General features: G+C 56.9%; 13 protein-coding genes. 8 read left to right on the forward strand and 5 right to left on the reverse strand.

Annotated elements, in window-relative coordinates:
* Positions 1 to 184: 184 nt before the first annotated feature.
* Positions 185 to 601 (forward strand): hypothetical protein, encoded by a 417-nt coding sequence (locus tag C7H10_RS08150; protein ID WP_061332564.1) that lies wholly within the window; start codon positions 185 to 187, stop codon positions 599 to 601.
* Positions 602 to 673: 72 nt separating this feature from the next.
* Here the strand turns inward: C7H10_RS08150 and C7H10_RS08155 are convergent, their stop codons facing one another.
* Both C7H10_RS08155 and pyrE read right to left on the reverse strand, forming a co-directional pair.
* Positions 674 to 1315: a DUF4124 domain-containing protein gene (locus C7H10_RS08155; RefSeq protein ID WP_106694454.1), complete on the reverse strand. Its 642-nt coding sequence runs from the start codon at positions 1313 to 1315 to the stop codon at positions 674 to 676.
* 2 nt (positions 1316 to 1317) lie between these two features.
* A complete protein-coding gene (gene pyrE, locus C7H10_RS08160; RefSeq protein WP_061332566.1) occupies positions 1318 to 1956 on the reverse strand; it encodes an orotate phosphoribosyltransferase in 639 nt (212 codons plus the stop codon).
* An 81-nt stretch (positions 1957 to 2037) separates the two neighbouring features.
* Here pyrE and C7H10_RS08165 point away from each other — a divergent pair, with 81 nt between their 5' ends.
* The gene (locus tag C7H10_RS08165; protein ID WP_106694455.1) at positions 2038 to 2844 is read left to right on the forward strand and encodes an exodeoxyribonuclease III; all 807 of its coding nucleotides are present in this window, start codon (positions 2038 to 2040) and stop codon (positions 2842 to 2844) included.
* Positions 2845 to 3074: 230 nt separating this feature from the next.
* Here the strand turns inward: C7H10_RS08165 and rph are convergent, their stop codons facing one another.
* Positions 3075 to 3791: a ribonuclease PH gene (rph, locus tag C7H10_RS08170; protein ID WP_106694456.1), complete on the reverse strand. Its 717-nt coding sequence runs from the start codon at positions 3789 to 3791 to the stop codon at positions 3075 to 3077.
* A gap of 184 nt (positions 3792 to 3975) precedes the next feature.
* Here rph and C7H10_RS08175 point away from each other — a divergent pair, with 184 nt between their 5' ends.
* Positions 3976 to 4845, forward strand: a complete 870-nt coding sequence (locus C7H10_RS08175; RefSeq protein ID WP_106694457.1) for a YicC/YloC family endoribonuclease — start codon at positions 3976 to 3978, stop codon at positions 4843 to 4845.
* A 36-nt stretch (positions 4846 to 4881) separates the two neighbouring features.
* On the opposite strand, the gene C7H10_RS08180 is transcribed toward C7H10_RS08175, so the two are convergent.
* Positions 4882 to 5766, reverse strand: a complete 885-nt coding sequence (locus C7H10_RS08180) for a universal stress protein (protein ID WP_106694458.1) — start codon at positions 5764 to 5766, stop codon at positions 4882 to 4884.
* A 183-nt stretch (positions 5767 to 5949) separates the two neighbouring features.
* Between C7H10_RS08180 and gmk the strand changes: the two genes are divergently transcribed.
* The 4 genes from gmk (at position 5950) to C7H10_RS08200 (ending at position 9660) form a co-directional block, all read left to right on the forward strand.
* Entirely contained in the window at positions 5950 to 6582 is a 633-nt protein-coding gene (gene gmk / locus C7H10_RS08185; protein WP_106694459.1) for a guanylate kinase, read from the forward strand.
* 88 nt (positions 6583 to 6670) lie between these two features.
* On the forward strand, positions 6671 to 6883 hold the full coding sequence (gene rpoZ / locus C7H10_RS08190) for a DNA-directed RNA polymerase subunit omega (protein ID WP_058091993.1): 213 nt from the start codon (positions 6671 to 6673) through the stop codon (positions 6881 to 6883).
* Between the two features lie 171 nt (positions 6884 to 7054).
* Entirely contained in the window at positions 7055 to 9196 is a 2142-nt protein-coding gene (locus C7H10_RS08195) for a RelA/SpoT family protein (RefSeq protein ID WP_106694460.1), read from the forward strand.
* Between the two features lie 77 nt (positions 9197 to 9273).
* On the forward strand, positions 9274 to 9660 hold the full coding sequence (locus C7H10_RS08200; protein WP_011784170.1) for a RidA family protein: 387 nt from the start codon (positions 9274 to 9276) through the stop codon (positions 9658 to 9660).
* Here the strand turns inward: C7H10_RS08200 and C7H10_RS08205 are convergent.
* Complete coding sequence (locus C7H10_RS08205) at positions 9653 to 10522, reverse strand: sugar nucleotide-binding protein (protein ID WP_106694461.1); 870 nt, start codon at positions 10520 to 10522, stop codon at positions 9653 to 9655. The genes C7H10_RS08200 and C7H10_RS08205 overlap by 8 nt on opposite strands.
* A 76-nt stretch (positions 10523 to 10598) precedes the next feature.
* On the opposite strand from C7H10_RS08205, the gene C7H10_RS08210 reads away from it, so the two are divergent.
* Entirely contained in the window at positions 10599 to 11558 is a 960-nt protein-coding gene (locus C7H10_RS08210) for a hydrogen peroxide-inducible genes activator (protein ID WP_058091990.1), read from the forward strand.
* Positions 11559 to 11566 lie beyond the last annotated feature (8 nt).

The raw sequence follows: 11566 nt of genomic DNA on the forward strand, positions 1-11566 counted from the left end.
AAACAAGATGCGATTATGCCAGCCGCTACCTTTCGATCAAGTGAACAATCTGTAAAAACCGAAAACTGGTTTTAGTATGAACATTCTAATTTTTATCCGTACCTTGGCAGGTGAAAGTTACCAAAGGCACGCAGAAGCGAGGGCTTGTGGTGCCGAAACGATCCTAATATCAAGGAGAACTACCATGGGTAAACTTAAATCCTACCAGGAACAACTGCAGGACATCGTTGAGAAAGGCATCAACGCCGCGGAAGAGCAGCAGAAGAAGCTGGCTTCCAAGCCGTTCGATTACGCAGAGAAGCTGGAAGCGGAAGCCCGCGAATACAGCGTCAAGACCCTGCGCAAGCGTTACACTGGTTACTCCGAGAACCTGTTCGAGCAGCTGCGTAGCCTGAACAGCCGTTTCGGCAACTTTGCGGCCGAACTGGTTGCCAAGCTGGAGAAAGAAGCTGCAGAAGGCGCTGACGCCGTTTCCGGCGCCGCCGAAGACGTTGCGGAAGCAGCCCAGGATGCCAAGAAGTCAGTCACTGCCAAGAAGCCGGCCGCTCGTAAGCCTGCGGCTCGCAAGACGGCAGCCAAGAAGGAAACAGCTTCCGCCTGATCATAACGGCGAGCTGTAACTACAAAGGGCGCTCTGGTGAGCGCCCTTTGTCATTTCCGCTAACACAAACGTTTATTCCGGCTCCAGGGGGAGTGTCCGCTCCTGGCCAGTAACGACTTCCAATCTTTTGATATCCGCCTCAAATTCCTTTTTCATCGCACTGATGTCTTGTTGTTGGGCGGCAATCTCCCGTTCCACGTCACGGATCTGTGACTCCAGCCGACGAATCCGTTCCAGGGTAGCTTCCGGAATATCCCTGCCGGCCCGCTCCATATCGGCTGCCCGGCTTTGCTCGTTGTCAAGTTGACTGGAAATCACGGAAATATTGCCGCGCTTTAACTGGATGATCCCTTCCAGCTCGCGAATCTTCCGATGCATGGCGCGAACAGCCTGGTCTGGATGGCTGAAGCGCTTCAACAGCTGGCGATCCTGCTCCTGTTGAATCTCGGCCTGACGTTGGCGCTCTTTTTCCGCTTCCCGGGCGGCGATTTCCTCGGCTGTGGGGGCGGGTGGAATGGTTTCAATCACCCGGCCATTGGTGCTGAGGATGTCGTAGCCGCGTTTGGTAGCCTCCTGCGGGATGGTGCTACTGATCACCAGTTGACCGTTGTCATCCGTGTAACGATACATATTGGCCTGCACACTGGCGGACAGCAGCAGTCCTGCTGCGGCCAGGCTGGCAATAACCGTTGATTTGGACACACGGTGGTGCATGGTCAGACTCCGTAACGGTCCCGGTAGCTGGCCACTGTTTCCGCGTGACCGGCAAACTCCGGATTGGACTTCAGGTAGTCCAGTACCTGCTCAAGACGAATGATGCTGACAACGGGGATGCCGAATTCCTGCTCCACTTCCTGGATGGCGGATAACTCGCCATTGCCTTTCTCCTGCCGGTCCAACGCAATCAGCACGCCGGCGGGCTCCGCGCCAGCGGCACGAATGAGGTCGATGGATTCCCGAATGGCGGTGCCGGCAGTGATTACGTCATCCACAATCAGTACCTTACCTTGTAGTGGGGCGCCGACAATATTGCCACCCTCACCATGATCTTTCTTTTCTTTGCGATTGAAGGCAAACGGTTTGCTGTTACCGTCTGTTGCAAGGGCCATAGCGGTCACTGTGGCCAACGGAATGCCCTTATAGGCGGGGCCGAAAATAATGTCATAATTCAGGCCGCTGCGTTCGATGGCTGCGGCATAGGCTTTGCTTAGCTGTAACAGGTCGTTTCCGGTATTGAATAGCCCAGCGTTGAAAAAGTAGGGGCTGGTTCGGCCGGATTTGAGCGTGAACTCTCCAAAGCGCAGAACATTCCGCTCAATGGCAAACTCGATAAAATTTTGCTGATAGTCGTGCATGGCAAGGCTTCTGGCGGGGTTTGATCTTTAATTAAAGCGTAAAACCGGTATCATACACACAAACCGAATCAGGGAACATGTATGCGGGTAGTTACAATCAGCGTCAATGGTCTTGAACAGGCCGTTGAGAAGGGTTTTTTTGACTGGCTTGCAGAGCAGGACGCTGATGTCGTCTGTGTGCAGGACCACCGCATGCGTGCCTATGAAGTAGAAGACAAAAACCTGATTCCGGAAGGCTATGAGGCTTACTTTATTGATGGTGAGTTGAACGAACACGGTGGTGTGGGTATCTACACTCGCCATTTTCCGAAGGCCATCATGTACGGGTTTGCTAATGAGCAGGCAGACCGCGAAGGTCGCTTTATCCAGGCGGATTTCGACAAGGTCTCCGTGGCCTGCGTGCTGGCGCCCTGCGCCCTTGGTCGGGAGGACGAGCTGATTGGCGAAGACGACCTGACCGTGCTCGACCACAAAGACGAGTTCATGGAAGCCTTTGGCCTGCATATGCAGAAGACCCTGCGCAAGCGTCGTCAGTTTATTTTCTGCGCCAATCTGCAGACCGCCCACCACGTGACGGACGCCAGCCCGCTGTACCACAAGACGGATTTTTCCGGTTTCCTGCCCCATGAGCGTGCATGGCTTGATCGCCTGTTTGATGAGATGGGCTGCATTGATGGTTTCCGGGAAATCAACAAGCAGAGCAATCAGTTCACCTGGTGGCCAGAGCAAACCGAGGGTTCCCGCAAGAAGGCGGGTATTCGGGTGGATTATCAGTTGTTGACGCCGGGTATTCGCAAGACCATCCGTGATGGCTGGATTGATGAAGACACCCGTTTCTCTGATCACGCGCCGGTGATCATGGATTACGACATCGAAATCGGCCTCTGAGAAGCGGGGCCGCGTGTCCGGAGGGGGAGACCTTTCCGGGACACGCTACGAGCCCCCGCAAGCGGGTCCGGCCAGCAATCATAGATTGCTGTCGTTCGTCTGCGCATGAAGCTGCGCTTCATAAACCCTTGCCTCACCCATGTGCGCTCCGCTCCGACCATCCTTGGCCGGAGAGGGTCCCGGAAAGGTCTCCCCCTCCGAACCCGCTACCTGTGCATCTGGCGTCTAACTTACTCAGCCAGCGCCGCTTTCTGAAGCTCAAACAACTGATCAATCGCCTTCCGCGCCAACGCCAGCATCGAATCCAGTTCTGACTGCTCAAACGGTGAGCCTTCCGCAGTTCCCTGAATCTCGATGAAGCCGCCCTTGTCGGTCATGATAACGTTCATATCGGTTTCCGCTTCGGAATCCTCCGGATAGTCCAGGTCCGCTACCGGCGTGCCTTTGTAAACGCCAACGGAGACCGCTGCCACCATTTGAACAAGGGGAGATTTCTTCAGGCGTTTGGTGGCTACCAGGTGGTTCAAGGCGTCAACCAATGCCACGCAGCCACCGGTGATGGCCGCTGTGCGGGTGCCGCCGTCGGCCTGGATAACGTCGCAGTCGATGGTGATGGAGTGTTCACCCAGGGCGCTCAGGTCTACCGCAGCGCGCAGGCTGCGGCCGATCAGGCGTTGGATTTCCACGGTGCGGCCACCCTGTTTGCCGCGGGCAGCTTCGCGGCCCATGCGGCTGCCGGTGGAGCGGGGCAGCATGCCGTACTCGGCGGTGATCCAGCCTTTGCCTTCACCGCGCAGGAATGGCGGTACCTTGTTCTCAACAGAGGCGGTACAGATGACTTTTGTATCACCGAACTCTACCAGTACCGAGCCTTCGGCATGGCGGGTGTAGTTGCGGGTGATGCGGACGTCTCTGGGTTGCTCGGGCGTTCTGCCACTTGGTCGCATAGTGTGTCCTGTTTATGAAAATACATGTCCGGGCGGTGCCGGTCGGAATCGGTGAAAGGTCCGCGAGTATAACACGTAGCAAGCACGGGGCGGTGGGCTTGCCGGGTGATCTTTGGTCGGGTTCGCCGCCCGGGCAAATACCCTGTTAAACTCGATGCTTCTGTTCATCGGTTATGGAGCCAATATGATCCGCAGCATGACTGCTTTTGCCCGCAAGGATACCCAGGGTGACTGGGGTACGCTCACGTGTGAGATCCGTACCGTAAATCACCGCTACCTGGAGCCGTCTTTCCGTTTGCCGGAGGCGTTCAGGGAACTGGAGAACCGGTTTCGAGAAGAGCTGCGTAGTCAGGGGTTAAAGCGGGGCAAGGTGGATATCTCCATGCGCCTGCAGTCTGCCGAGAACGAGGTGCAGAGCTTCGAGATCAGCGATGAGATGGCCAAGGCGGTGAACGAGGCAGCCAACCACATCAACCGCATTCTGGATAATCCGGCCCATATTAATGCACTGGATATTCTGCGTTGGCCTGGCGTGATGTCTTTGCCGGAGAAAGACTACAGCGCGGCGAAAGAGGCGGCTGCCGGCCTTTTCAAAGACACGGTCCAAGAGCTGATGTCCGTTCGCGAACGGGAGGGCGAGCGCTTGAGGCCGTTATTTGAGGATCGTCTGGCCACCATGGGCAAGCTGGTGGCAGAAGTGCGGGAGAAAATGCCGCAGCTGCTGGCCGCCCAGGAGCAGAATCTGCGGGATCGCTTCGATAAAGCAAAAGTGGAGCTGGAGCCGGAGCGTGTGGCCCAGGAAATGGTGATGCTGGCGCAGAAGAGTGATGTGGCCGAGGAGCTGGACCGGCTGGAGGCTCATATCAGTGAAGTGACCGATACCCTGAAAAACGATGATGCCATCGGCCGGCGGCTGGATTTCCTGATGCAGGAACTGAACCGGGAAGCCAATACCCTCAGCAGTAAAAGTATTGACGCGGCGGTTACCCGCGCGGCGGTGGACCTCAAGGTTTTGATCGAGCAAATGCGGGAACAGGTGCAAAACCTTGAATGATTGTCGCGGGCCGAAGTAGGTCGGCCCGTTTCTGCCTTAATCCTTCTCGGCCGGTTTAATGGCCACGAGATCGGTCCTCAGGTGAGTCAGCACTTTCTCAGCCGTATTGCCGATAACTTTGGCCGCCAGACCGGTTTTGCCGGTGGTGCCCATGACCACCATATCAGCCTTGATTTTGTTGGCGACACTCGGGATCACTTTTTGTGCCGGGCCAGCGACAATGTGAACCTGCTCCGGGTTCAGGTGCCAGGTGTTGCGCAGGTGTTCGATTCTGGGCTTCAGTTCTTCCTCGCGCTTGCGTGTATGGGCGGCGGTATCAATGATGTCCAGATCAGCCAGCACCACCGACGTGTGTAGCGCATGCACCAGGTGCAGTTCGGTATCCATGGCCTTGGCCAGCTGCCAGGCATGATCAATAATCCGGTTGTTCAGGGCCCGTTTGACCGGCTTCTCCGAGCTCAGGTCAATGGCGGCCAGAATCGGGTGTGCTTTCTTCCATTTGTTGTCTGCCACCAGCATCACCGGCGCCGGGCATTCCCGAATCAGGTGCCAGTCGGTGGGTGTGTACAGGAACGTCTCGGATCGATGCCCGGTTTTCACCACGGTGCTGATATTCTCGCGTTCGCAATGCTCGTTAATCCATTGGTGAATCTGCTTGGCCCAGACAGTGTGGGCGACCACGTTCAGGTCGTCGCAGTCTGCCAGTGCCAGCATTTTCTCCAGCCATTCCTGGCGTAACTCGATCAGTGCCGTCCGAGCATTGTTCTGAATCACCGGGTCGGAGGGGAGGGCGTCGAGATATTCATGCACGAAGGCCACAATCTCGAGGCTGGCACCGGTTGCCCGGGCCATTTCAATACCCCGGCTCAGTGCGGTCTGGTGCTTGTGTTTCGGGTCCATGATGATCAGGAGTTTGTCCATTCCGGGCTTCCACTAATCGGCAGATTCAGGGTGAGGGGCTGATGGCCCCGGTGTACGGGTTTAACACGCTATATTATCAGTAGAACACGGCTCGGGATGCGCATATAAGTCAAACCCCGTATAATTCACCGCTTTCTCGCAGGCCCCCGGGGCTGCGCAAACTGTATTTGGAGTCAGTAAGCCATGAGCCAGGCCGGTGAGCAGGGTACCCTGTTTGTAATTTCCGCTCCCTCGGGCGCGGGCAAAACCAGCCTTGTCGCGGAAATGCTCCGTCAGGATTCGCAGCTGGGTGTGTCGGTGTCTCACACCACCCGGCCCATGCGCACCGGCGAGCAAGACGGCGTGAATTACCACTTCGTCAGCCGTGATGAGTTCGAGGCGATGATTGCCGAGGGCGATTTCCTGGAGCATGCCGATGTTTTCGGCAATTACTACGGCACCTCACATGCGTGGGTCCGCGAGACCCTGGCGACAGGTCGGGATGTCATCCTGGAAATTGACTGGCAGGGCGCCGAGCAAGTTCGCCGCCTGGTTCCCGAGTGCGTCGGTATCTTTATTGTGCCGCCCTCAGCGGAGGTGCTGCGTGAGCGCCTGATTGGCCGCGGCACCGATGCGCCGGAGGTGATCGAGCGCCGGTTGGCAGAGGCGGAAGAAGAGTGTCGGCACGCTGCCGAGTTTGACTACCTGGTGGTGAACGACGATTTCGGCGTGGCATTGGCTGACCTGCTGGCCATCACCCGCGCCCAGCGACTGAAAATGTCGGTGCAACAGTTGCGCCACGGCAAACTGCTGGCGGGTCTGGTCAGTCGGGATTGAATCTGGTTTTCCCTGTATACAAATTGAACCGGGGACAGTAAACTACGCGGTCTGCTAAATCAGTGATTCTTTTTTGTCGGGGAAGATAATGGCACGAGTTACCGTTGAAGATTGTCTGGAAAACGTTGATAACCGCTTCCAGTTGGTCATGCTGGCCACCAAGCGCGCCCGCCAGATTGCCACCAAAGGTTCAGAGCCTATGGTAGCTGAAGAGAATGACAAGCCGACGGTTATCGCCCTGCGTGAAATCGCCGAAGGTAAGGTTACTCGCGATCTGCTGACCGAAGACGACGACGAGTAAAATCGACGGCAGGAGTGCGTACATTTACCTGCCAGCGATTGAGACCCATTGAAATCTGTCACCGCAGTTTTATAGTGTAGCTATAGAAACCTGCTGGAAGGACAAGGAAAGGCCCGGATGCATGCATTCGGGCTTTTTTGTCCCTGGCGAACAGAGAACACTGGAGGCGCGGTGTCGGAAGAGGCAACGGTTGAAGAACTGGCCAAAGAGCTCAGTTCGTATCTGGATACCAGTCGCATCAATCAGGTGCGAAGGGCTTACTATTACGCGGAGCAGGCCCATGAAGGGCAGATGCGTAAAAGTGGCGACCGTTACATTACCCACCCTCTGGCCGTAGCCCATATCCTTGCCGAGCTGAGACTGGACCATCAAAGCCTGATGGCCGCCATGCTCCACGATGTCATTGAAGACACCGGAATTCCCAAAGACGCACTGACAGAACAGTTCGGTGAAGACGTCGCGGAGCTGGTGGACGGTGTCTCAAAACTGACCCAGATTGAATTCCGCTCCCGAGCCGAAGCCCAGGCCGAGAATTTCCAGAAAATGACCCTGGCCATGGCCAAGGATATCCGGGTAATCCTGGTCAAACTGGCAGACCGCCTGCACAACATGCGCACGTTGGGGCCGATGCCCTATGAAAAGCGCCAGCGCATTGCCACCGAAACCCTGGATATCTATGCCCCGATTGCGAACCGGCTCGGGATGCATGCCATCTCCACAGAACTGGAAGATCTTGGTTTCTCCTCGCTGTACCCAATGCGGTCCAAGTACATTTCCAAGGCGGTCGACAAGCTGCGGGGCAGCCACCGGGAGATCATTGATGAGATTCGGGGCAAGCTGCAGGAGAAACTGGAAGAACGTGGTTTGCCCGGGCGCATTCAGGGCCGGGAGAAACACCTGAACTCCATCTACAACAAGATGAAGTTCAAACAGAAATCCTTTCATGAAATCATGGATGTCTATGCGTTTCGGATCATCACAGACACGGAAGACGATTGTTACCGTATTCTGGGTGCCGTGCACAGCCTCTACAAACCGCTGCCGGGCCGCTTCAAAGACTATATTGCCATGCCTAAGGCCAACGGCTACCAGTCGTTGCATACAACCCTTTTCGGGATGCACGTCAACATCGAGATCCAGATCCGCACCGAGGAAATGGAGCATATCGCCAATAACGGGATTGCCGCGCACTGGATGTACAAAACCGACGATTCCGGAGTCACCAACATCAATCAGTCCAGGGTTGATCGATGGGTGAAAGGGTTGATGGAAATGCGGGAGCGGGCGGATGACTCGATGGAGTTCATCGAGCACGTAAAGGTTGACCTGTTCCCTGACGAAATCTACGTGTTCACGCCTAAAGGGCGCATCATGGAATTGCCCAGCGGCGCCACATCGGTTGACTTCGCTTACGCCATTCACACCGATATCGGTAACGCCGCGGTTGCCTGCCGGATCAACCGCAACCTCGCCTCCCTGAGCCAGCCGCTGCAAAGTGGTCAGACCGTCGAGATCATCACCGCGCCCGGCGCCAAGCCGAACCCCGCCTGGTTGAGCTTTGTGGTCACCGGTAAGGCCCGCAGCAGCATTCGACATGTGTTGAAAACCCGCAAGCGGGCAGAGTCCATCGAGCTGGGCAGAACCCTGCTGAAAAAGTCCCTGAAAGGATTCGGTGCCAAGCTGGCGGACATTAGCGATGCCCAGAAACAGGCCGTGGTGAACCACAATCAGGTCAACAGTTTTGATGACCTGATCGGCGATATCGGGCTGGGCAATCGCATGGCTTACCTGGTGGCGCGGCAGCTGGTATCTGGCAATGAAGCGCTGGATGGTCCGGCCAGTCTGGAGAATGTGGAGGTCGACAAACAGGGTGCGGTGACCATTCGCGGTACCGAAGGCATGCTGGTGCGCTTTGCCAACTGCTGCAAACCGATTCCGGGCGACCCGGTGGTCGGCATGATGGATTCCGGCAATGGCATGGTCATTCATTCCGACACATGCTCCCGTCTGCCGGAAGACGACGAAGGCCGTGCCCGCCTGACCCACCTGAAATGGGCCAAAGACATCACCGATGAGTTCTCAGTGGAGCTGCGGGTAGAGCTGGAGCGCCAGCGCGGTGTGATTGCAGAAATGGCCAACGCTGTTGCCATGGCCGATGGCAACATCGAGCGGATTAACGTGGAGGAGCAGAATGCCAAGTTCGGTATTGTCAGCCTGGTGGTTCACGTGAATGGCCGTAAACACCTGGCGCGGGTGATGCGCCGGGTGCGCAACATTCGGGCGGTGACCCACATCAGCCGGGTTCGCCATTGACCAGACCGAGGTATGGTTGACAGTGGCCACGGCGAAGGGTGACGATTGGCGTTTTGAACGAGAGGAAATTACAGGTCATGACCAACAAATCTGTCATCCAGACTGAAAACGCCCCCCAGGCGATTGGTACATACTCCCAGGCGGTGAAAGCCGGGGACACCGTGTATTTGTCTGGCCAGATTCCGCTGGACCCGGAAACCATGGAAGTGGTCGCAGGTGACTTTGCCGCCAAGACCCGCCAGGTGTTTGAAAACCTGAAGGCCGTGTGCGAGGCCGCTGGCGGTGAGCTGAAAGACATCGTCAAACTGAACATTTACATGACCGACCTGGCCAACTTTGCCACCGTGAATGAAATCATGGCGACCTATTTCCAGGAACCCTACCCGGCACGCGCTGCCGTGGGCGTGGCAGCGTTGCCGAAAGGTGTGCCTGTGGAAATGGAAGCCGTGATGGTGCTCAGCTAAGGCCGTCGATGAGTTCCCGGTATCCTGCCTTGTAATCGGGGTACCGGAACTCAAAGCCGGTGGCCAGCAGGCGCTGATTGCTGCATCGCTTGCTGCCGGCTCTGCCTCCCTTACGGGCACCCTCCACCGGATCTTTACACGGCACCTGCTGCCGAACCCACGCTACCACGTCATCCAGCCGCACCGGCTCGCAATCACTACCAATGTAGAGATCGTCCAGTGGTTCTCCCTTTATGGCTTTTTCAGTCAGCCAGGCGACCGCCCGGGCTGCATCCTGCTCGTGGATCCGGTTACTGAATGGGGCAGGGGGCTCTGGGTTCATTCGCCCTTCAAGCACCTCCTCCAGAAAGCGTTGACGGCTGTGGCCGTAAATGCCGCTGAACCGGACCACGGTGGCCGGGTGAATGCTGTTCAGGGCGGTCTGTTCGCCTTCGAGAATGAGTTTCCCGGTGAAGCGGTCTGGCCTGGCCTCACTGTGTTCATCCACCCAGCTGTCGTCGTTCTGGGCGTACACGCTGGTGCTGCTGATGAACAGGAGTCTGGTTAATAAATTCGGACCCAGGGCATTGATCAGGTTCTGTAGTCCGGTGACGTAGGCACCCCGGTAACCCTGTTCGTCGTAGCTTGATGGTGTCAGGCAATAAATCACCACATCAAGATTTTCTGGCAACTGGCCCGTCAGGGTGTCTGGCCGGGTCAGGTCGGCACCTATACCTGTAACTCCCGGCGGTACCTTGTGTGGGTTCCGGCGCAAGCCGTACACGTCAGCCGTCTCGGCCAGCAAGGAGGCGATGTCGCCACCCAGCTTGCCGCAGCCCGCCACCAGGATTCGCGTTGAATGTTTGCGATCCGTCATTGCCATAGACAATTTCAATCCTTATGCTTTCGCTGATAAAGTATGTGAAACTTCGACCTGCACCCTGTGACCGGAGCTCACCATGACACTCACCGAGTTACGATACGTCGTTACGCTTGCCCGGGAAAGGCATTTTGGCCGCGCGGCAGAGCGTTGTCACGTCAGTCAGCCCACGTTGAGTGTGGCGGTTAAAAAGCTGGAAGATGAGCTCGGCATTCCGTTATTTGAGCGGAGCAAAAGCAGTATCCGGGTGACGGAAGTGGGCCAGCGGATTATCGAGCAGGCCCAGCGGGTTCTGGACCAGGTGGGTGTCATCAAGGACATGGCACAGGACGGCAAGAATCAGCTCAACTCACCGCTCAAGGTGGGGGCCATCTACACCATTGGTCCCTATCTGTTCCCGCACTTGTTGCCGGAGTTGCGCCGCGCCGCGCCGGAAATGCCGCTCTACATAGAAGAGAACTACACCGCCAACCTGCGCCAGAAACTCCGGCATTCCGATCTTGATGCCATTATCATCGCCTTGCCATTTGAAGAGCCGGAGGTGGTCACGCTGCCGCTATATGATGAGCCCTTCGTGGTGTTACTGCCGGCTGACCACCCGCTGACGGCGAAAGACCAGATCACGGCGGAAGAGATGTCCAAAGAGCAGCTTCTGCTGTTAGGGCCAGGCCACTGTTTCCGTGACCAGGTGCTGGAATCCTGCCCGCCATTGGTTGATGCCATCACCAAGCGCACTGATAACGGCCAACCTGAACTGGTTACTGAAGGCAGTTCTCTGGAAACCATCAGGCACATGGTGGCTTCCGGGTTAGGGATCACTGTATTACCCCTGTCTGCCGCCACCGCCATCAAATACCAGGAAGATATCCTGGCGGTGCGCCCGTTTGCGCCGCCGGTACCCTTCCGCACGGTCGCCCTGGCCTGGCGCGTAACCTTCCCCCGCCCGAAAGCCATTGATGTGTTGTCGCTGGCGGCCAGCCAGTGCCGAGTGATGGAAAAGGCGAAAACGGCAACGCCGGTGGTCGCTGAGCGCGCCTGAGGGCTGTT

Origin of the sequence: Marinobacter shengliensis, from assembly GCF_003007715.1 — a bacterium.
Classification (GTDB): domain Bacteria; phylum Pseudomonadota; class Gammaproteobacteria; order Pseudomonadales; family Oleiphilaceae; genus Marinobacter; species Marinobacter shengliensis.